At 63.0% G+C, this 20,063-nt stretch carries 17 protein-coding genes; 10 read left to right on the forward strand and 7 right to left on the reverse strand.

The window, feature by feature from the left end; all coding sequences use genetic code 11:
* Positions 1 to 3: 3 nt before the first annotated feature.
* Positions 4 to 1,266: an extracellular solute-binding protein gene (locus tag E2K80_RS03800; RefSeq protein ID WP_210405423.1), complete on the reverse strand. Its 1,263-nt coding sequence runs from the start codon at positions 1,264 to 1,266 to the stop codon at positions 4 to 6.
* A 141-nt stretch (positions 1,267 to 1,407) separates the two neighbouring features.
* On the opposite strand from E2K80_RS03800, the gene E2K80_RS03805 reads away from it, so the two are divergent.
* The 8 genes from E2K80_RS03805 to E2K80_RS03835 all read left to right on the forward strand — a co-directional run bounded on the left by E2K80_RS03805 (position 1,408) and on the right by E2K80_RS03835 (position 10,408).
* On the forward strand, positions 1,408 to 2,580 hold the full coding sequence (locus tag E2K80_RS03805) for an ROK family transcriptional regulator (protein WP_135372932.1): 1,173 nt from the start codon (positions 1,408 to 1,410) through the stop codon (positions 2,578 to 2,580).
* Between the two features lie 9 nt (positions 2,581 to 2,589).
* Complete coding sequence (locus E2K80_RS03810) at positions 2,590 to 4,773, forward strand: PIG-L family deacetylase (protein ID WP_238475648.1); 2,184 nt, start codon at positions 2,590 to 2,592, stop codon at positions 4,771 to 4,773.
* 8 nt (positions 4,774 to 4,781) lie between these two features.
* Complete coding sequence (locus E2K80_RS19750; protein ID WP_274379247.1) at positions 4,782 to 4,904, forward strand: hypothetical protein; 123 nt, start codon at positions 4,782 to 4,784, stop codon at positions 4,902 to 4,904.
* 190 nt (positions 4,905 to 5,094) lie between these two features.
* Positions 5,095 to 6,864 carry an IlvD/Edd family dehydratase gene (locus E2K80_RS03815; RefSeq protein ID WP_135372934.1) on the forward strand — a complete coding sequence of 590 codons (1,770 nt, stop codon included), beginning with the start codon at positions 5,095 to 5,097 and terminating at the stop codon, positions 6,862 to 6,864.
* Between the two features lie 281 nt (positions 6,865 to 7,145).
* Positions 7,146 to 7,592, forward strand: coding sequence for a DUF1499 domain-containing protein (locus tag E2K80_RS03820; protein ID WP_135372936.1), 447 nt, complete (start codon positions 7,146 to 7,148; stop codon positions 7,590 to 7,592).
* A gap of 31 nt (positions 7,593 to 7,623) precedes the next feature.
* Positions 7,624 to 8,679 carry a peptide chain release factor 1 gene (gene prfA / locus E2K80_RS03825; RefSeq protein WP_135376464.1) on the forward strand — a complete coding sequence of 352 codons (1,056 nt, stop codon included), beginning with the start codon at positions 7,624 to 7,626 and terminating at the stop codon, positions 8,677 to 8,679.
* Complete coding sequence (prmC, locus tag E2K80_RS03830) at positions 8,676 to 9,509, forward strand: peptide chain release factor N(5)-glutamine methyltransferase (RefSeq protein ID WP_135372938.1); 834 nt, start codon at positions 8,676 to 8,678, stop codon at positions 9,507 to 9,509. The genes prfA and prmC overlap by 4 nt, the downstream gene beginning before the upstream one ends.
* Positions 9,510 to 9,760: 251 nt before the next feature.
* Positions 9,761 to 10,408: a DUF4167 domain-containing protein gene (locus E2K80_RS03835; protein ID WP_135372940.1), complete on the forward strand. Its 648-nt coding sequence runs from the start codon at positions 9,761 to 9,763 to the stop codon at positions 10,406 to 10,408.
* A 119-nt stretch (positions 10,409 to 10,527) separates the two neighbouring features.
* Here the strand turns inward: E2K80_RS03835 and rsmA are convergent, their stop codons facing one another.
* From rsmA to lptF, 6 genes are read right to left on the reverse strand one after another with little or no spacing between them, the layout of a single operon-like run.
* Positions 10,528 to 11,370 carry a 16S rRNA (adenine(1518)-N(6)/adenine(1519)-N(6))-dimethyltransferase RsmA gene (gene rsmA / locus E2K80_RS03840; RefSeq protein ID WP_135372942.1) on the reverse strand — a complete coding sequence of 281 codons (843 nt, stop codon included), beginning with the start codon at positions 11,368 to 11,370 and terminating at the stop codon, positions 10,528 to 10,530.
* Complete coding sequence (gene pdxA / locus E2K80_RS03845; RefSeq protein ID WP_135372944.1) at positions 11,367 to 12,347, reverse strand: 4-hydroxythreonine-4-phosphate dehydrogenase PdxA; 981 nt, start codon at positions 12,345 to 12,347, stop codon at positions 11,367 to 11,369. The genes rsmA and pdxA overlap by 4 nt, the downstream gene beginning before the upstream one ends.
* Positions 12,344 to 13,591: a peptidylprolyl isomerase gene (locus E2K80_RS03850; protein ID WP_238475649.1), complete on the reverse strand. Its 1,248-nt coding sequence runs from the start codon at positions 13,589 to 13,591 to the stop codon at positions 12,344 to 12,346. Before E2K80_RS03850 ends, pdxA begins: the two co-directional genes overlap by 4 nt.
* A gap of 32 nt (positions 13,592 to 13,623) precedes the next feature.
* Entirely contained in the window at positions 13,624 to 15,771 is a 2,148-nt protein-coding gene (locus E2K80_RS03855; RefSeq protein ID WP_135372946.1) for an LPS-assembly protein LptD, read from the reverse strand.
* Entirely contained in the window at positions 15,768 to 16,865 is a 1,098-nt protein-coding gene (gene lptG / locus E2K80_RS03860; RefSeq protein WP_135372948.1) for an LPS export ABC transporter permease LptG, read from the reverse strand. The genes E2K80_RS03855 and lptG overlap by 4 nt, the downstream gene beginning before the upstream one ends.
* Positions 16,862 to 17,980, reverse strand: a complete 1,119-nt coding sequence (gene lptF, locus E2K80_RS03865; RefSeq protein WP_135372950.1) for an LPS export ABC transporter permease LptF — start codon at positions 17,978 to 17,980, stop codon at positions 16,862 to 16,864. The genes lptG and lptF overlap by 4 nt, the downstream gene beginning before the upstream one ends.
* 140 nt (positions 17,981 to 18,120) lie before the next feature.
* On the opposite strand from lptF, the gene E2K80_RS03870 reads away from it, so the two are divergent.
* Together E2K80_RS03870 and E2K80_RS03875 are read left to right on the forward strand one after the other, a co-directional pair.
* Complete coding sequence (locus tag E2K80_RS03870) at positions 18,121 to 19,587, forward strand: leucyl aminopeptidase (protein ID WP_135372952.1); 1,467 nt, start codon at positions 18,121 to 18,123, stop codon at positions 19,585 to 19,587.
* Between the two features lie 3 nt (positions 19,588 to 19,590).
* Positions 19,591 to 20,061 carry a DNA polymerase III subunit chi gene (locus E2K80_RS03875; protein ID WP_135372954.1) on the forward strand — a complete coding sequence of 157 codons (471 nt, stop codon included), beginning with the start codon at positions 19,591 to 19,593 and terminating at the stop codon, positions 20,059 to 20,061.
* Positions 20,062 to 20,063: the final 2 nt, after the last annotated feature.

Here is a 20,063-nt window from a genome sequence, read left to right on the forward strand (position 1 = left end):
TGCTCAGTCGCCGTAATAATCGTCAAGCAGCGTCTGTTCGGCTTGGGTTGCCGTGGCCAGGCTGTCGGCGACAGATGCGCCTTCCAGCTGAACCCTTTCGACCATTTCCACCATCAATTGCCGTTGCGCACTTTCATCGGCGAATTGTGTCGTATGGGCATAGGCAAGGCCACGGATGAACGGGCCATAGATCGGGTCATTGGCATTTTCATCGGTCATGCCCACGGCCTGACGTGCGGGCAGCTCGCCCACAACTTCCAGCCAGATCTGCATCGCCTCGGGCGAGGTGATGTAATCCATGAACAGAACCGCCGCGTCGTATTTCTCTCCCTCCGAATGGCTGGTGATCGCGTTCACCCAGTAGGAGGAATAGTTCGACCGTGTGCCATCAGGCCCGGCGGGCAGTTCGGCCACGCCCCAGTTCAGCCCGCGCGTATCGTTCAGCGCACCAATGCGGAACGACCCGTCGATATGCATGCCCGCACGTCCGGCGCGGAACGCGGCCTGCGGCTCATCCATGAACCCGGTCTGGGTGACCCCATGCTCCTGCTCAAGCCCGGTATAGAACGCCAGGGCGGCACGGCCCGCATCGTCATCATAGGTCACCGTCCGGTTGTCATCGCTATAGGGCGCACCACCGAACTGACGCACCAGAACCTCGCGGAACCAGTGATGATCCTGCGCGGTCATCCCGCTGGTCAGACCTTCCTGGGTGATATTGCCCGCCCCGTCCCGTTCGGTGAGGGTGGCGGCAATCTCGACCAGCTCGTCAAGGGTTTCGGGCGGCGCCTCGATCCCGGCGGCATCAAACAGGCGCTGGTTGTAAAACAGCGCAAGCGAGCGGACGGCGGTGGGCAGGGCCCAATACTGGCCATCCTGCTCCATCGCCGAAACCATCGGGAAAAATTCTGCCTCAATCTCTGCGGCGGGGAACACATCTGTCGGCAGCGGCTGGATCAGCTCGGCCTCGACGTAATCATTCAGCCAGCCGTAAAACAGCTGCACCACATCCGGGCCTTCGCCCGCCGGGATCGCGGCGGCGACCTGGGTGCGGTAATTGGCATAGGGGAAATGGGTCATGGTGACGGTGATATCGGGATGGGCGGCTTCGAAATTCTCGATCAGCTGCTCCATCGCGGTGACCCGCGCGTCGAAGAAATACTGCCAGTATTCAATTTCGACATCTGCCATGGCGGGGACCGTGGCGCATAGTGTGGCACCGGATATGGCGGTTGCTGCAAGTGTGGTCCGAAGGTCGGAAAACATCTCTGGAAACTCCCTGTTGTTGTCGGCGTGCACAGGGCCTGAACCGGGCCTGCACCGAACCCGCGATTCGGATGCGGGGTGAAATCAGAATTAAGTCAAACCAATTGAGCTATCAAGCAAGTTGAGTTAATCCCCTGTGCTATGAGTCTCTCTCTTCTGCCTCCCGGGTCCAATGCCGAACGCAGCCGCGCCTATAATCGCGGGCTGGTTCTGGGCCATGTGCGCCGTGCCGGGGCTTCGGGCCGGGCCGAGATTGCGCGCGCTTCGGGTCTCAGCACCCAGGCGGTCAGCAATATCATCGCCGAACTGGTGGCCGAGGGTTGGCTCTATAAGGCGGGGCACCGCTCAGGCGGGCGCGGGCTTCCGGCGGTGACCTATGCGATTGAGGGGACTGCGGCCGCCGCTTTCGGCATCGAATTGCGGCCCGATGCGGTGCTGTGCGCCCTGATCGACCTGGACGGGCGTGCGCTTTATACGGATCGCGTGGCGATGTCGCGGACCGATCCGGCCCATGTGAAACCGCTTGTGGCCCGGTTGCTGGGCAAAGCCTTAAGCGAAAGCGGCACCGCCCGGGCGCGGGTGTTGGGGGCCGGGGTTGTGATGCCGGGGCCATTCGGTGCAACCGGATTGTCGGGATATCTGACCGAATTGCCGGGCTGGGACGGGATCAACGCACAGGCGCTGTTTGCCGAGATGCTGGATTTGCCGGTGACCGTCGAAAATGATGCCAATGCGGCGGCGATGGCCGAACGGGTGTCAGGCGTGGCCGCCGGTCTGTCGTCTTACGCGTTCTTTTATTTCGGCACCGGGATCGGCCTTGGCCTTGTTTCGGGAGGCACCCTGTTTCGCGGCGCCTTCGGAAATGCGGGCGAGATCGGCCATATCCCGGCGCCTTGCAAGGATGGCCTGAAACCGCTGGAAGAAATCGCCAGCCGTATGGCCCTGACCGCTGCCCTGCGCGGATCGGGCGAGGCCGCCGAAACCGTGGCCGATCTGGACCGGCTGTTTGCCGCGCGTCACCCCGCCCTGATGGCCTGGGTCGAAGAGGCGCGCCCGGCCCTGGCCCATGCGGTGCAGATTGTGGAAAACCTTTGCGATCCCGAAGCGGTGATCCTGGGCGGGGCCCTTCCCGCAGCATTGCTGGAACATCTGACCGATACGATTGATCTGCCCGCCGCCTCGGTTGCGAACCGGGCGGACCGCCTGCGCCCGCGCCTGCTGGCAGGGACGGCAGGCCGGATGACCGCCACGCTTGGCGCCGCCGCCCTTGTGATCAACCAGACCCTCACCCCCAGTCTCGCGCTGACCTCGTAAAGGCCACTCATGCCGACATCAGACCAAATCCGCATCACGGCCGAGGCCGCAACCCCCCTGATCGCCCGCATCTGGCGCGCGTTGCAGCCTTTGCGCTCGGTCGTGGGGTTCATGAATACCGGCGCCCATCCCGATGATGAGATATCGGGGATGCTGGCCACGCTTGGCCTGCGCGACGGGGTGAACCTGTCCTATGCCTGCGCCAACCGGGGCGAGGGCGGGCAGAATGACATCGGCACAGAGGCCGGGTTTGACCTCGGCACAATCCGCACCGCCGAGATGGAGCGTGCCGCCGATATGCTGGACATGCGGCTTTACTGGCTGGGCCAAAGCCCCGAGGATACGATCACCGATTTCGGGTTCTCGAAATCCGGTGAGGAGACCATGGGCCACTGGGGCCGTGACCGGACCCTACAGCGCTTTGTCGGGATCGTGCGGATGGAACGGCCCGATATCCTGTGCCCCACATTTCTGGATATTCCGGGGCAGCACGGCCATCACCGGGCGATGACCGCGGCGGCCCATGAGGTGATGGAGCTGGCCGCCGATCCCGGGTTTGACGGCTGTGATCTGCCGGTCTGGCAGGTGGCGAAACTGTATCTTCCGGCCTGGTCCGGGGCGGGCGGCGCCTATGATGACGAAGTACCGCCACCCCCCGCAACGGTTGTGGTGGCGGGCCGGGGCAGCGACCCGGTTCTCGGGGTCAGCCATGCGCGGATCGGGCAGCAATCGCGCGCCTTTCACCGCACGCAGGGCATGGGCCATTGGGTGCAATCCGGCACCGAAACCGACTGGCCGCTGCATCTGGCGCGGTCCCGTGTGGGGGCGGACAGGGGGGCTGTCACCGACAATCTGCCCGGTGATCTGCAGGATATCGACCCGGCGCTTGGCCCGGCGCAGGCGGCGATTGCAGAGGCGATCGCGGCTTTCCCGGATCGGGCCGGAATGCTGAATGCCGCAACACGGGCCTTCGCCGCCCTGCCAGCGGTGCATGTCGACCCGGATCATGCCCACCGGATCACGCGGAAACAGGCGCAACTGGCCCGGGTGATCCGGTTTTGTGCCCATCCCGATGCCCGCGCCCGGGCAGCAAAGACCCTGCTGATCCCGGGGGAGGAAACCGCGCTGACGGTCGAGCAGCGCATACCCGATTTCGGCACTGCCCGGATCGGGTTCACGCTGCCAGATGAGATGGCGGTTTCCGCCGGAACCCTGCGCGTGGCCGAAACCGCCCCGGCCTCGGACCCTTATCCCGACATGTATGACCCGCTTGCCCCGCGTGCGCCCGCGCTGGCGGTGACCATCACCGCCGAAGGGGTGGCCGCGACCTCTCATATCCCGTTTGAAACACCGCCCTTGATTGCGCCTGCCACCCGTGCGCGCCTGTCGCAAAGCGATGCCATCCTCAATCTGGCCGGGCCGGGCCGCGAGATCGCGCTGACGGTCTCGGACATATCGGGCGGCACAGCCGGTTTCGACCTGCCCGGGGGCTGGCAACAGGACTGGTCCGGCGCCCATGTCACCTTGACCCCGCCGGGCGATGTGGCCGAAGGGCTGTACCATCTGCCGCTTCTGCTGGATGGGACAGCGGCGCAAAACCTGCGGGTCTTCACCAGGGATCATATCGCGCCAAGATTGCGCAGCACCCCTGCCATGCTGACCTTGCGGGTCACCACAATTGCCCTGCCACAGGCCAGGATCGCCTATATCGGGGCGGGCAATGATCAGGCGGCGACATGGCTGGCCGCAATCGGATGTGACGTGACCGTGCTGGATGATGCAGCTCTGTCCTCGGTCGATCCGTTTGCCGGTTTCGATACGGTTCTGATCGGTGTCTTTGCGATGCGGTTCCGCCCGGCGCTGTTGCCGCTGATACCAGCGCTGCAGGGCTGGGTCAGGGCAGGGGGCAATCTGGTCACGCTTTATCACCGGCCATGGGACAACTGGAGCCCGGAGACCACACCGCCCGCGCGGCTTGAGATCGGCCAGCCCTCGCTGCGCTGGCGGGTGACCGATGAGACGGCAGAGGTGACCCATCTGGCCCCCGACCACCCGATCCTGACCGGGCCGAACCCGATCGGCCCCGGGGATTGGCAGGGCTGGCATAAAGAGCGCGGGCTGTATTTCGCCAAATCCTGGGACCCGGCCTATACCCCGCTTCTGGCCATGTCCGACCCGGGCGACCCCCCCTGAAAGGCGGGTTGCTGTCGGCAGAGATCGGGCAGGGCCGCCATGCCCATGTGGCGCTGATCCTGCACCATCAGATGGCCCATCTGGTGCCCGGCGCCTTCCGGCTGATGGCCAATATCCTGCATCCCGGCTGATCCCGGATATGCCGCTGAATATCCGGGCGCTCAGCATCGTCAAGGCGATGGGGGCCTGAGACAGGCAAAATACCCATCAGAGCAAAGCCGCAGAGCCATAGATGAAAAACCGCTGTTGCTGGCCGGATCGGGAGGATAGAACCAAGAGTCTCAAAATACGGTCCTTGGTTTCAATATATGGAACATACTGATGTCTGACACCCGCGCAAACCGCCGCTATCGCAGCCAGGAGTGGTTCGACAATCCCAACAATCCGGGAATGACGGCGCTTTATCTTGAACGCTATCAGAACCAGGCCTTCACGCGGGAGGAGTTGCAATCGGGCCGGCCGATCATCGGGATCGCGAATACCGGGTCTGACCTCGCCCCCTGCAACAAGATCCATGTGTTCCTGATGGACCGGATCAAGGCGGGCATTCGCGACGGCGGCGGCATCCCGATGGAATTTCCCGTCCATCCGATACAGGAAACCGGCAAACGCCCCACCGCTGCGCTGGACCGGAATCTCGCCTATCTGAGCCTGGTGGAGGTTCTGCATGGCTATCCGATTGACGGTGTGGTGCTGACCACAGGCTGCGACAAGACCACACCGGCGCAACTGATGGGGGCGGCCACGGTTGATCTGCCGGCGATTGTGCTGAATGGCGGCCCGATGCTGGATGGCTGGTGGCAGGGCGAACGGGCCGGGTCCGGCACGATCATCTGGGAATCCCGGCGCCTGCTGGCCGAGGGCAGGATAGATTATGATGAATTCATGGACCGGGCCTGTGCCTCGGCGCCCTCGCTTGGCCATTGCAACACCATGGGCACGGCTTCAACCATGAACGCGCTGGCCGAGGCGCTTGGAATGACCCTGCCCGGGTCTTCCGCCATTCCGGCCCCGTTCCGGGAGCGGATGGAGATGGCCTTTGCCACCGGGCGCCGGGCGGTTGAGATGGTCAGGGAAGACCTGAAACCATCCGATATTCTGACCCGTGCCGCGTTTGAAAACGCGATCCGGGTGAATACGGCGATTGGCGGGTCGACCAATGCGCCGCCGCATTTGCAGGCCATCGCCCGCCATGCGGGTGTGCCCCTTGATGTGACGGATTGGGAGGCGATCGGCCACGCCTTGCCCTTGCTGGTCAATATGCAGCCTTCGGGCATCTATCTGGGCGAAAGTTTCTATCGCGCGGGCGGTGTGCCCGCCGTGATGGGGGAGCTTCTGGCCGAGGGGCATCTGCATGGCGATGCCATGACCGCCAGTGGCAAGCCGGTGGGGGACGCGCTGGCCGGTGCGCGCAGTCTTGACCGCGATGTGATCCGCCCGGTCGGTGACCCGCTGCGGGAAAAGGCCGGGTTTCTTGTGCTTTCGGGCAATCTGTTCGACAGCGCCCTGATGAAGACATCCGTCATCTCGGAGGATTTTCAGGCGCGGTTCCTGAAAGACGGGGTGTTCGAGGCCCGCGCCGTGGTGTTTGAAGGGCCGGAAGATTACCATGACCGGCTGAATGACAGCGCGCTGGAGATTGATGAGACCTGTATGCTCTTCATCCGCAATGTGGGCTGTGTCGGCTATCCCGGCTCGGCGGAGGTGGTGAATATGCAGCCCCCTGATACGTTGATACAGGCCGGTATCCGCCATCTGCCCACGGTTGGCGATGGCCGCCAGTCGGGCACGTCTGAATCCCCCTCGATCCTCAATGCCTCGCCCGAGGCGGTGGTGGGCGGCGGTCTGGCGCTGCTGCAGACCGGCGATCCGGTGCGCCTGGATCTGCAGGCGGGCACGCTCAACTGCACGATCCCGGAGGCGGACTGGCAGGCCCGTCGTGACGCCTGGACCCCGCCGGATTTGGAACACCAGACCCCCTGGCAGGAGCTGTATCGCGCCCATGTGGGACAACTTGCGCAAGGCGGCTGTCTGGAGCTTGCAACCGCCTATCAGCGGATCGCCCGGGTGCTGCCCCGCGACAACCATTAAACGGCGCGCCTGCGGCGCAAGGGGATTATCCGGCCCTTCGGGCATTGGGGCACGGCCCCAAACCCCGGCGTATTTGAGACAAGAAGAAAGGGTCTGCTCCCATGGGCTTCTTCTTGTCTTAAATACGCCCGCCGGAGGCATCCTTGGAGTGCGGCGGGCGCCGGGTTTCGGGAGGGAGGGTAAGGCGTTTCCATCTTTAGATACCTGCCGTCCCGCGTGGTTAAGCTCTTGACGTGGCCGGGGTTTTCATCACATTTGCCCGCCAGCTTCCCGGAGTTTCCATGCGCTATATCCTGATCAGCTTCACGATTCTTGTTACCCTTGCGGTCGTGACGACAGTTTTCATGCGTCTGGCGCCGATGCCGCCTGAAATCTGGCATCTGGACCCGGCAGAGGTCACATCGCCGGAGACACCGAATTTCGTGCTCATGCGCGGAGACGAAGCCCCGATATTCGACGGCACTGTTGATGGTCTTGCCGCAATGCTGGATGTGATCGCGCGCGGGGACGGCGCCCGCCTGATCGCCGGCAGTGTGGCCGAGGGGCATATGACCTATGTGCAGCGGACCCGGCTGATGGGGTATCCTGATGCGATTTCGATCCGTGTCCGCGATATGGGCGGCGGGCGGGTGGCGGTGGATATCTTCTGCCGGTCGCGCTTTGGGTATTCGGATATGGGCGTGAATGAGCGACGCGTCAATCGCTGGCTGGCGGCACTCACCCCTTGACGTTTCGCCACGTCCAAGCGACACCGCGCGGATGCTGCCCACCGACCGCCTGCACCAGATCAAAGACCGGTTCGAGTTTCTCGAAGCGCGCCTGAATGCCGGGCCCGAGGCCGGTGAGATCGCCGCGATCAGCCGTGAATATGCAGAGCTGAAACCGGTGGCGGAACAGATTGCCGCCTATCAGAAATTGCAAACTGAGCTGGCCGAGGCCGAAGCGATGCTGTCGGACCCTGAGATGAAGGCGCTGGCCGAGGAGGAACTGCCGGGATTGCGTGCCTCTTTACCCGATGCGGAACAGGCCCTGCGGATTGCACTCTTGCCGCGGGATGCCGCCGATGCCCGGCCTGCGATGATCGAAATCCGCCCGGGCACCGGCGGGGATGAGGCCGCGCTTTTTGCCGCCGATCTGTTGCGCATGTATGAACGTTATGCCGAGATCCATGGCTGGAAACTGGAGATCATCGAACAATCCCTGACCGAGTTGGGCGGGATCAGGGAGGTGATCGGCCATGTCTCGGGCGAAGGCGTCTTTGCCCGGCTGAAATACGAATCCGGGGTCCATCGGGTGCAGCGCGTGCCGAGTACCGAATCCGGCGGTCGTATCCATACATCTGCGGCAACCGTGGCGGTGCTGCCCGAGGCGGAAGAGGTCGATATCGACATTCCCGCAGGCGACATCCGCATTGATACGATGCGTGCCAGCGGGGCGGGCGGGCAGCATGTGAACACCACCGATTCCGCCGTGCGGATCACCCATATTCCTTCGGGCATCGTGGTGACGAGTTCCGAGAAATCCCAGCATCGCAACCGCGAGATCGCCATGTCGGTCCTACGCGCCCGGCTTTACGATCAGGAGCGCCAGCGGGTCGCGGATGAACGCGCCGCTGACCGCAGGGCGCAGGTCGGCTCGGGCGATCGCAGCGAACGTATCCGCACCTATAATTTTCCGCAGGGGCGGATGACCGATCACCGGATCAACCTGACGCTCTATAAGCTTGATCAGGTGATGCAGGGCGATCTGGATGAGGTGATCGACGCGCTGGTTGAGGATGATCAGGCCCGCATGCTTGCGGAGATGGACGGGTGACGACGGTTCAGGAGGCGTTGACCGCAGGCCGCGATCAGCTTGCCGCCGCCGGGATTGACGGCGCCGCGCAGGATGCCCGCTGGCTGATGGCGGCGGCCTTGAAGGTGTCGGCCGATCGGGTGATCCTGCATCTGCGTGACCCGTTGGATGCGGATGCCGGGGCCAGATATGACAGGGCCCTGTCCCGGCGCATGGCCCGGGAACCGGTCAGCCATATCCTTGGCGGGCGCTGGTTTTACGGGCGCTGGTTTCAGGTCACAGGTGATGTGCTGGACCCGCGGCCGGAAACCGAAACCCTGGTCGACCTGGCCCTGTCCGGGCCTTTTGCAAACGTGCTGGACCTGGGCACCGGAACGGGCTGCATTGTGTTGAGCTTGCTGGCCGAACGCCCTGATGTGACCGGAACAGGCACTGATCTGTCCGCCAGGGCGCTGGATGTGGCGGCAGGGAATGCCGGTGCATTTGGTCTGACGGACCGGGTCACGCTGATCCGGTCCGACTGGCTTGCGGCGGTGGACGGGCGGTTTGACCTGATCGTGTCCAACCCGCCTTATATCGCGGCGTCCGAGATGGCGGCACTGGCCCCCGAACTGCGCCGGTATGAGCCGCAGATGGCCCTGACCGATCAGGGCGACGGTCTGTCTGCCTATCGGGCGATTGCGGCCGCCGCACCGGATTATCTGGCCAAAGGCGGGCGGCTGATGGTTGAGATTGGCTGGACCCAGGGCGCGGCGGTTCGGGATCTCTTTCAGGCTGCCGGGCTTGACGGGATCACCATTCATGCCGATATCAATGACAAGCCCCGGGTTGTGTCGGGGCGGCGTGGCTGAGGGCGATGTCAGCCCGCGTAAACGTGTAAAATCGCCCCGATCCGGCAAAAAACTACACATTCGCGTCATTTTAGCCTTGTTTTAGCGTCGATTGCATGGTTACTCCCTACCCAGCGGACGCAGATTGGCTTTCTCAATCGCCCGTGGTTTTGCCACAGAAACAGGTCACTTTATTCGACCAAGGCAGTTTATGGCATCGGCATGGGGCCGAGCCGCAGAAACTCCACCAGGAACACTGGAACAGACAACCAATGAGATCATCGAAGAACCGCTCGCGGTCCAAGGGGAACAGAAATCGTTCCGTTGGCAATATCGTCAACCGGGTATTTGACAGCTCGGGGCCCGAAGGTAAGGTGCGCGGCACGCCGCAGCAGATTATCGACAAATACAATCAGCTTGCCCGCGATGCCCAGCTTGGCAATGATCGGGTGGCGTTGGAAAATTTCCAGCAGCACGCAGAACATTACACCCGCATGCTCAGCGAAGCGCAGCGCGAGATGGAGGCCAAGCGCGAGGCGCAGGAGGCCCAGCAAGCGCAACAGAACCAGAACAATCAGAACAACAACCAGCAGCGCGATCAGCGACAGCAGAACCAGCCGCGTCAGGATGAGAATGCCGCCGCGCCGCATGGCGAGGCCCGCGCGCCCCAGGCCGAGGCCCGGCAGCCCCAGTCCGAAGACCGGACGCCTCGCGATGGCGCGCAGCCCGTGACCAGCTTTGGCGATGTGATCGACCCGGCCCCCGAAGCCGATAGCGGATTGGTTGAAACACCGGAAACCGCGCCGAAACCCAAACGCAGCCGCAACCGGCGCCCGCGTAAGGAAGAGGTGCAAAGCCCCGCGCCTGAGGCATCATCCGACGATCCCAAGCCGGATAACCCGCAGGAAGCGGCGGAGTAACAAGGCGCCAGACCAGAATTCTGCAAAAATACGCATTCTTCGGGGGGCATTGCCCGAACCGAGGGGAGGGGAGAAGTGCGCGCGCCCCGTTGGGGCGGATCAGACGCTGCCCGGCGGCCTCAGCCCTTTGCGATTTCCCGGGCCAGGGCGCAAAACCCCTCAACCGGAACCTGCTCGGCCCGGTCGGTGGGGGTCAGGCCCGCCGCCACAAGCCGGTCCTCGATATCAGGCATCAACCCTTTCAACGCGGCGCGCAGCATTTTGCGGCGCTGGTTGAAGGCCTTGGCCACCACCCGTTGCAGGATATCGGGGTCTGCGGCAAAGCGGGGTCGGGGCAGGGCGGCCAGATGCACCACGGCAGAGCTGACCTTGGGCGGCGGGGTAAAGGCGCCGGGTGGCAGGGTCATCACAATCCGCGCCTCGGTCCGCCACTGGGCCAGAACCGCAAGCCGACCATAGGCCTTGCCGCCGGGGCGGGCCACGATCCGCTCGGCCACCTCGCGCTGGAACATCAATGTCAGGCTTTGCCAAAGCGGTGGCCAGACCGGCGGTGTCAGCCATCGGACCAGCAATTCGGTGCCCACATTATAGGGCAGATTGGCGATAATCCTGACCGGCGGTGTCAGATGCGTGGCCCAGTCAAGCGTCAGGGCATCTGCATTCAACACGTCCAGCCTGCCGGGATAGGCCGCTGCGATCTCTGCAAGCGCGGGCAGGCAGCGGGCGTCTTTTTCCACCGCCACCACGCGCCTGGCGCCCTGGGCCAGCAATCCGCGTGTCAGCCCGCCGGGGCCGGGGCCGACCTCCAGCACATCGCAGCCGTCCAGCGCGCCGGCTGACCGTGCGATCTTGGCGGTCAGGTTCAGATCCAGCAGAAAGTTCTGACCCAGAGATTTCCGCGCGCTCAACCCATGGCTGGCAATCACCTCACGCAGGGGCGGCAGGGGATCAATCCCGCTCAAGACGCGCCCCGGGCGCGCACCATCTGCCCGGCCATTTTCAGGGCCGCTATCAGACTGGTGGGATCGGCCTTGCCACTGCCCGCGATGTCAAACGCGGTGCCATGATCGGGCGAGGTGCGGATGAAGGGCAGGCCAAGGGTCACATTCACCCCGCCCGAGAAATCCAGCGTCTTGATCGGGATCAGCGCCTGATCATGATACATGCAGATCGCGGCGTCATAGCGCGCGCGGGCTGCGTCATGGAACATGGTATCGGCGGAATGGGGCCCGGTGAGGGCCATGCCTTCGGCCTTCAGCGCCGCGATCACCGGTGTGATCAGCGCAATCTCTTCGTGACCCATGGCGCCGCCTTCGCCCGCATGGGGGTTCAGCCCGGCCACCGCAAGGCGCGGCGCTGCAACCCCGAAATCCCGGCGCAGGGCGGCCTCGGTGATCCGCAATGTCTCCATCAACAGCGCTTGATCCAGCGCCGCCGGCACCCCGGCCAGGGGGATATGGATGGTGGCGGGCACAACCCGCAATGCATCGCAGGCCAGCATCATCACCACCCGGGGCACGCCCGCCAGATGGGCCAGATATTCCGTATGGCCCGGATGGGCAAACCCGGCCCCGTCTTTCAGAGCCTTCTTATGGATCGGGCCGGTGCACAGCGCTGATGCTTCGCTCCGCCTCACCAGATCGACGCCCCGGGCGATCACGTCGATCACCGCCTGCGCATTGGCGGGCTCCGGCCTGCCGGGTGTGGCGGGGGCGGGGAAGTCATGGGCCAGAACCGGCAGCGCATCGCCCGGGATATCAAGCGCGTCACCGGGGCTTTGGATCGGTTCAACGGGCAGGCCATATCCGGCCATATGCGCCGGGTCCCCGATCACGAAGAAGGGCAGGCGGGGGCCAAGCGCGGCCCGGGCCTTGGCCGCAATCTCGGGCCCTATTCCCGCAGGTTCCCCACAGCTCAGCGCGATGGGGGCCGTGTTCATTCGGTTTCCGTGATGATCGCATCCGCCCGGAGTTCCGCCAGATAGCCGCTGGCATAGCTTTCCAGCCGTTGTGCAAACAGCGCCTGCCGTACTTCTTCACGACCGCCTTCGGGCAATTCCGTGGATCGCCCGCAAAGCATCAGCATCATCAGCACATCGCCGTTCTGGCGGGTCAGGCCGATTGAGATTTCGTTTTCATCCAGCCGTGCCAGCTCTACCGAGATATCCGCCGGGACATCCTCGATCAGCAGCGTATCCCGGGTGAACCCGTCGGGACGGACACCATAAAGATCATCACATGTGTCAAGTTCGTCGCTCAACGCCCTGGCCCGGGCCCGGGCGGTCCCGCTCTGGACGCCGGGGATCACTATGGTGGCATATTCCACTGCCGTGACAACCGGGGTGACAAACCCGGTCTCTTCGAACCCTCTGAGCTGGAAGATCGCAATGGCGGGGCCAAGCGGCACAGGTTCCGTCACATCCCCGGGGTTCAGTGTCAGCAGGATACTGCGCAGTTGCGGCGGCAGCGCAGAAAGCGGGCGCCAGCCAAGCGAGCCGCCGGTGCGGGCGGTCTGTGCCGCTGACAGGCGCCGCGCCGCCGCAGAAAACGCCCCGATATCGCCATCCAGAGAGTCCGAAAGCCCCTGAATGCGCTGGCGCACCTCGTCATTGTTTTCCGGCGTCACTGGAATGATCAGCTCGGCCAGCAGAATCCGGGCACCGCCTTCGCTGGCGCTGAGCGTCAGCGCGCGGTCGATTTCTTCCTCGGTGACCTGCGCGCGTGCGCCAAACCGGGACCGCAGCACATCGCGCCAGATCACACCGGCAGATACAAAATCACGGAAGGTTTCGACATCAACACCTTCATTGGTGATCGCCTGAATGAACTGTTCAGGTTCCAGGTTGGCGCGCGCGGCAAATTCCACCATTCCGGCTTCAATCTCTTCGGGCGACGCGTCAAGGCCCGCCCGTCTGCCGGCCTCCAGCTGCAACCGCTCATCAACCAGAACGTCGCGGGCCAGCTCATCCAGATTGCCGGGTGCGTTCAGCAATTCCATAAACCGGCGGCGCTGTTCGATCTCGTAATAGGTCACAGCCTGATTGTTGACGGTAATCGCGGCGGCGAACGGGGTTTGCTGCGCCGCTGCGGGCAGAAAGCCGACCCCAAGTGTCAACATAACGGCACCGGTTACGGCTTTTGCGATCCGGCGATGGCGGGAAATCTGTTTTGTTCGCATGCTCATCGTGTCTTATCCGTTATCCTTTTGCGCGCGGCCTATCTGCGGCAACTGCGATCATAGCGGCGCCCGTTCCGCGTTGCGCCAAATCCGTTCAATGCGACCGACAGACCAAATTCGGTCGCCGGTTCCAACGTAGCCGAGGAGGTAAAGCGGCGCGAGAGGGAAAACTCCACATCCACACATTCCGTTGCATAGGTCAGCGCCAGATTGGCCCGGGTGGATTCATTGGCCACAAAATCATAACGCCAGTCAGCCTGCGCGGCCCAGGCATTGTCAAAATCATAGCTGACATCCATGGTCAATTCCGCCATGTCCCGGGGGCGTCCTTCGGCCGGGTCGGCCCGCAGCCAGATAAAGCTGGAACTCACGTTATGCGCCTCACCCGCCCAGGCCAGGGCCAGTTCATTCGAGGTAAATTCCAGATCATCGTCGAACAGCGTCCGGTTCATGACGCTGAGATTCTGGCCTAGGCCCAGATAGGTGGCCAGCAACCAGTCTGACTGGCGGCCATCAAGACCTGAACCTTGGGTAAATGGCACAAAACCATCGTAGCGATAGATCCGGCCGACTGTCACCCCCAGTGACCAGCCAAGCGGATCGGTCCGCGTATAGGTCACCCCGATATTCAGGCGCCGACCGTTTTCGCGTGCATCATTGCCCGGGAACCGGTTGAGCGAAAACAGGTTGGCTTCATCAAATTCGACCACGGCGCTGTCTTCATTGGGGATCAGGGCATTGCCATCATCGCTCCAGGCCAGTTGCACGGTGGGTTCAACCAGATGGGTGACCCCGCGTGCGCTTGTCATGGCCCAGGGCCAGCGCAGTTCCACGGCTGCAAAAGGCGCAAAGCGGGTTTCGGTGCCGGGAAAGCTGCTATCCTGTTGGATATTGTAATAATCGGCATAAACTTCGGTTTCGACCGCCAGCAGAACCCCGGCTGGCAACACCCAGTCACGGCGCCAGTCGGCATTGGCTGTGATACGGCTGACATCGCGTCCGGTCATATCGCTGCTGTCGAGCCGGTAATGGGTGTGGGTGGAAAAGCTGAGCGAGGCGATGCCGCCAATACCCCGGGGCGTGTAGCGTCGGGTATATTCCGCATCCAGAGCGCGATTGGGCAGGGTGCGGTTGTCATCAGCGTCCCGTAGGGAGGAGAAATATGTCAGCCCCCCCTCGATATATTCGTCCCGCCGCGCCCGGCTGAAGATCAGGTTGCTTTTCAGCCGGTCCCCCCCGGGAAACCCGTAGGTCAGCAGATAATCCCGGTCCGACACGCTTTGCAAAGCGAAACTAAGCTGGAAGTCGCGGGGCAGATCAAACGAGCCGTTGGCGAAAAGATAGCCGCGTTGCGTGTCATCGGTCAGGTCATCCCAGCTTAGGGCGCCATTGACCTCGATAAACCCGTTGCGGAAAGCCTGCCGATACCGGGCGCCGAGGGTCTGAGTTTCATTCAGAGTCAGAAAGGGGGTCAGGGTCAGGTCAGCGTGATCGCCGAGAACAATGAAATAGGGCATACGGATGCCGGTGCCGATCAGGTTGCTGCTGGTGATCGTGGGGGTCAGAAACCCGGTGGCGCGTTCCACTGTCGGGTCGGGCATGCGCAGGCGCGGAAGATAGGCAATCGGCACACCCAGGGCGCGAAACTGTGCATGCTCGAAATACAGTTGGCGTTCCAACTGGTCATGCACGATACGCCGGGCGCGGATTTCCCATATCGGGGTCGGGTTCTCGGCGCAGATCTCACAGGATGATGCAACCGTCTGGTAGAGTTGCGTATACCGCCCGCCGGACCGGTTGATTTCGGTCGCCGCGATCTGCAATTCCCGGTCAAGCACCAGCCGTGCGGATTGCAGGACCCCGGTTTGCAAATCAGCAGACAGTTCTCCGAACTCAGCGAAAAATACGGTGCGCCCATTGGCCTCTGTCAGGCTGAGCGGACCTTGCACAACCAGTGTGTCACTGACCCCGTCATAGCGCACGGATTGCGCCCGCAACCGATGGCTCTGATAGAAGACTTCGACGCTGCCTGTGGCCTCGACCACCTGGCTGCCGCCCTCGAAATCAATACGATCGGCGATCAGGGTGGCCGGTGCCGGGTCGATCTGTTGCGCGCCTGCAGGCCCCCAGCCCAGGCTGGCCACAAATGCCCATGCGCAGCAGAGAAGGAAGCGAAACAGTGTCATCCATCCTCCGTATGCAGCAAAAGCCCGAGGGCCAGAAAGATGGCCGCCAGGGGCGGGGTCCAGGCGACGACCACAATGGGCAATTGCCCGGTTTCGCCCAGAACCTGCGCAAAACTGCGAATGAAAAACACGCCGAAGCCAAGCAGAATCGCCGACAGCACCATAATGCCGGTTTTCCCGAACCGTATATGGCGCATGGTGAACCCGGCAGCAATCAGCACCATTGCCGCCATCATCAGCGGGTTGCTCAACTCCATCTGCATCCAGACCCGATGCGGCAGCGCTGTGAAACCGGCCCTGTTCAACTGTTGGATAAACTGCGGCAACTCGTAGATCGGCACCGTGGTCGGGCTGCCGAAACTGTCGCGAATCTGTTCCCGGGTCAGGGTTGAGGGCAGGCTGTGGCTGGCCATGGTTTCGGCCTCGGCCTCGGGGTTGGGACTGCCTGCCAATGGCCAGATTTTCACATCCTCCAGCGCCCAGGCCCCCAGTTCCAGCCGGGCTGCGCCTGCATCAATGCGCTGTTGCAGGCTGCCCTGATCGTCAAAGACAAAAAAGCTGGCATGTCTGAGGGCCGTGCCATCGGCGTTCGAGTGATCCGCACGGATCACCGTTTGCTGCGCCTCGGTGCCCTGACGCAGCCACAGGCCTTCGGCGCTGACCGACAGGGTGCGGGCCTCACCCGTCTGGAACCGGGAAATGCTTTGCAGATATTGCCGTTCGGTCGCGGCCACAATCGGGTTGACCACCAGAACCCCCAGTATCCCCAGCAACACCGCCACCAGAACCGGCGACATGGTGCTGCGCAGGGCCGAGCGTCCGGCGGCGCGCACGACAACCAGTTCCGAGGTGCGCGCGAGGCCCAGAAACAGAAACAATGTGGCCAGCATGATGAACAGCGGCAGCATCTCGTAAAGCGTGCCCGGAAGGTTCAGCAGCGCCAGTTCGAACGCCGCACTCAGACCCGCCTCGGGACGGCCGATCTTGCTGAGTTGCTCGGCCAGATCAATCGGCAGGAGGATCGAAATGAAAACCCCGATCACGATGGCAAAGGATCGCAGGAAGCGCCGGGCGATATAGATATGCAGGATCATGCGGCCACCTGCCGACGGGGCCGCCGGGCCCGCATGTCGCAATAGACCAGCCCTGCGGTGATCAGAACCGCCAGTGCCGGCTGTGCATAGATCAGCGGGATCAGCCCGTCACTGCTGAGGGCTGCGGCTTCGGCGGCATTCCATGTCACCTGCAGCGGAATGATCAGGCCGATCGCCAACAGAATTTGCGGCCAGACCCCAAAGCGCGAGAATGTGCCCAGCATCAGTGTTGCGGCCGCGATCACCGGCACCAGCAGCACAAACAGCGCCCGTGCGATCCGGGAATGCCCCTCCACCTGCATGACACGTCGTGTCAGCCCCTGTTCCGCGGCAAAACCGGGCTCTGCGCGCAGCAGAACCGGTGTCGACAGTTCCGCGGCGGCGAAATGCCGGACCTCCGGGGCGGCGGTCAAAGCCGCAATATCATAGGTGAAATCATCGAATTCCACGATCGACAGACGTTGATCGGCAAGGGCCAGGGTCTGGGCCATCCCGTCAAACATCACCAGGCGGGGCCCGTTCTCGCCCCGCACCAGAAGCGCCTGGCGGGCCACATAGGTTGTTTCGGCTTCGGGGGCGGATCGGTCCTGCATGAAGACATCGCGGAATTCGCCCAGTTCGGTGATCTCGCGGATATAGACGACCAGACCTGCGGTGGGGTGAATGAATTCGCCCTCGCGCAGCAACCGACCGGTCAGGTCCTGGCTGACATCAATGCTGCGCTCATTGAACTCGTTGCGCGCGGCGGGGGCCAGAACATGGGCCAGGATACTGATCAGAATCGTCAGAACCAACCCGAAGGCCAGAACCGGCCGCAGCAGGCGGATGGCCCCCATTCCAGAGGTTTGCAGAACCACCAGCTCGCTTTCCGAAATCATCCGGTTGAAGATGTATAATGTGGCCACAAAAGCCGAGATCGGCAGCACGCTCAACATGATTGAAGGCAGGCTGAGCGCGGTAAACTCAAGAAATACAGCCAGATTCTGGCCATCCGCGATCAGTGAGTCGAACAGATCCACCGCGCGGTTGATCCAGTCGACAGAGATCAGAACCAGGCTGAAAAACCCGAACAACACCAGAAGCTGTGACAGGATATACCGGTCATACCGCCCCACTGCCTGTCCCCTTTTTGGTCTTTCTTACATGCTCTTTGATGATGTTTTACTGCAATCACCGCCGCGATAACAGCATCATCTGGTCATCCCCCGCGCCCGCGCCTAAGCTGGGTCAGATCACGATTTTTATGAGGATGCCCATGACCACTCCAATTGCCATTTCCTTTGTTGAAACCGCCCTTGATGCCCCGCGCGATTTCGAAGGCAAGATCGCCGTCTTCGCCACCGGGGACGGCAAGATTGACATCGGCACCCGTCGGGTCAACCGGTTGACCAAAGGCGCGGTGGCGCGGCTGTTGGAGTCAGACAGATGGGGCAAGGTGAAAGAGGGCGAAGGCTTTACCATGGGCTTTCCCGCCGGGCTTCTGGCCAATGCGCTTCTGGTTGTGAAACTGCCGCGTCGCCCCTCGGTCGAGATGGCCCGGAAAGCCGGCGCAAGCCTTGCGAAATTCAAAGGCGATGATCCGCTTCTGGTCACGGCGGGCAACATCACCCGGATCGACCAGATGGCTTTGGGGCTGGCGCTGCGGGCCTACAGCTTTACCGCGCATAAAACTGCAGATCAGCCTGCGCAGGGGGCGGCCACCATCATGTGCAGCAGATCTGACGAGGTCAGCGCTGCGGCCAAACCTGCGATGGCCCTGGCCGATGGCGTGTTCTTCACCCGTGATCTTGTGAATGCACCGGCCAATATCCTGACCACCGAGGATTTCGCCGCCCGTCTGTCCGATATGCGGGATCTGGGGCTTGAGGTCGAGGTTCTGGAAGAAAAGGAACTTGCGAAACTGGGTATGGGCGCGCTTCTGGGGGTGGGGCAGGGCAGCGATGCGCCCTCGAAAGTTGTGGTGATGACCTGGAATGGCGGTGAGAAGGAGGCGCCGCTGGCGCTGGTCGGCAAAGGCGTGGTCTTCGACACCGGCGGGATCAGCCTGAAACCGGCGGCGGGCATGGAAGACATGACCATGGATATGGGCGGGGCCGGTGTTGTGTCGGGCGTGATGCGCACGCTGGCGCTGCGCAAGGCCAAGGCGAATGTGGTGGGGCTTGTGGGGTTGGTGGAAAACATGCCCGGCTCCAACGCACAGCGCCCGGGGGATGTGGTCACCTCGATGAAAGGCGACACGATCGAAGTCATCAACACCGATGCGGAGGGGCGTTTGGTTCTGGCCGATGTGATGTGGTACGCGCAGGATCGGTTCGCCCCCTCCGGCATGGTCGATCTGGCGACCCTGACCGGGGCGATTGTTGTGGGGCTGGGCCATGAAAATGCCGGTGTGTTTTCGAATGAAGACGTGTTCTGCAACGCGTTCCTGAAAGCGGCAAGGGCGGAAGGCGAAGGCGCCTGGCGCATGCCGCTTGGGGCGGGATATGACAAGTTGCTGAAGTCTCCTGTTGCGGATATGCAGAATATCGGCGGCAGGCCTGCGGGGGCGATCACCGCGGCGCAGTTCCTGCAGCGGTTCGTGAAAGACGAAATCCCGTGGATTCATCTGGATATTGCCGGTGTTGCCGCCTCCAAATCAGACCGGGTGCTGGCCCCGAAAGGCGCGACGGGCTGGGGTGTTTTGGCGCTTGATCGCCTGATCCGCGACAATTACGAAAGCTGACCGGTGGGGGCGGCCTATTTCTACCATCTGACCCGGCGGCCTTTGGAGGTCACGCTGACCAGCCTTGCGGGCAAGGCGCGCGGGGCAGGCTGGCGGGTGGCCGTGCGCGCGCAGTCAGAGGCGATGATGGACCGGCTGGACGATCTGCTTTGGCTGCGGCCCGAAGACGGGTTTCTGCCCCATGGCAAGGCGGGTGGCGCGCATGACGCCGATCAGCCGGTTCTGCTGACAACCCGGACGGCCCTGCCCAATGGCGCAACCTGCCTGATAAGCGTCGAAGGCGCCGCGATCAGCGCCGGGGAGGTGGACAGTCTTGACCGGGTCTGCGTGCTTTTTGACGGGCATGACCCCGGCGCGGTGCAACAGGCGCGGGAGCAGTGGAAGACCCTGACCACTGCAGGCTGTGCCGCGCAATACTGGTCGGAAGAAGGGGGATCGTGGCAGATGAAGGCGCAAAGCCCCTCACCCGAATAACA

This window comes from Rhodophyticola sp. CCM32 (genome assembly GCF_004751985.1).
Classification (GTDB): Bacteria; Pseudomonadota; Alphaproteobacteria; order Rhodobacterales; family Rhodobacteraceae; genus Rhodophyticola.

Excerpts from the sequence above, each read along its gene's own strand:
- E2K80_RS03850 (WP_238475649.1), bottom strand. The coding sequence starts at position 13,591 with ATGAGCATGCGAACAAAACAGATTTCCCGCCATCGCCGGATCGCAAAA.
- lptG (WP_135372948.1), bottom strand. The coding sequence starts at position 16,865 with ATGATCCTGCATATCTATATCGCCCGGCGCTTCCTGCGATCCTTTGCC.
- E2K80_RS03820 (WP_135372936.1), top strand. The coding sequence starts at position 7,146 with ATGCGCTATATCCTGATCAGCTTCACGATTCTTGTTACCCTTGCGGTC.
- E2K80_RS03815 (WP_135372934.1), top strand. The coding sequence starts at position 5,095 with ATGTCTGACACCCGCGCAAACCGCCGCTATCGCAGCCAGGAGTGGTTC.
- pdxA (WP_135372944.1), bottom strand. The coding sequence starts at position 12,347 with ATGAACACGGCCCCCATCGCGCTGAGCTGTGGGGAACCTGCGGGAATA.
- E2K80_RS03800 (WP_210405423.1), bottom strand. The coding sequence starts at position 1,266 with ATGTTTTCCGACCTTCGGACCACACTTGCAGCAACCGCCATATCCGGT.
- E2K80_RS03805 (WP_135372932.1), top strand. The coding sequence starts at position 1,408 with ATGAGTCTCTCTCTTCTGCCTCCCGGGTCCAATGCCGAACGCAGCCGC.
- E2K80_RS03855 (WP_135372946.1), bottom strand. The coding sequence starts at position 15,771 with ATGACACTGTTTCGCTTCCTTCTCTGCTGCGCATGGGCATTTGTGGCC.
- E2K80_RS03835 (WP_135372940.1), top strand. The coding sequence starts at position 9,761 with ATGAGATCATCGAAGAACCGCTCGCGGTCCAAGGGGAACAGAAATCGT.
- prfA (WP_135376464.1), top strand. The coding sequence starts at position 7,624 with ATGCTGCCCACCGACCGCCTGCACCAGATCAAAGACCGGTTCGAGTTT.
- E2K80_RS03810 (WP_238475648.1), top strand. The coding sequence starts at position 2,590 with ATGCCGACATCAGACCAAATCCGCATCACGGCCGAGGCCGCAACCCCC.
- E2K80_RS03870 (WP_135372952.1), top strand. The coding sequence starts at position 18,121 with ATGACCACTCCAATTGCCATTTCCTTTGTTGAAACCGCCCTTGATGCC.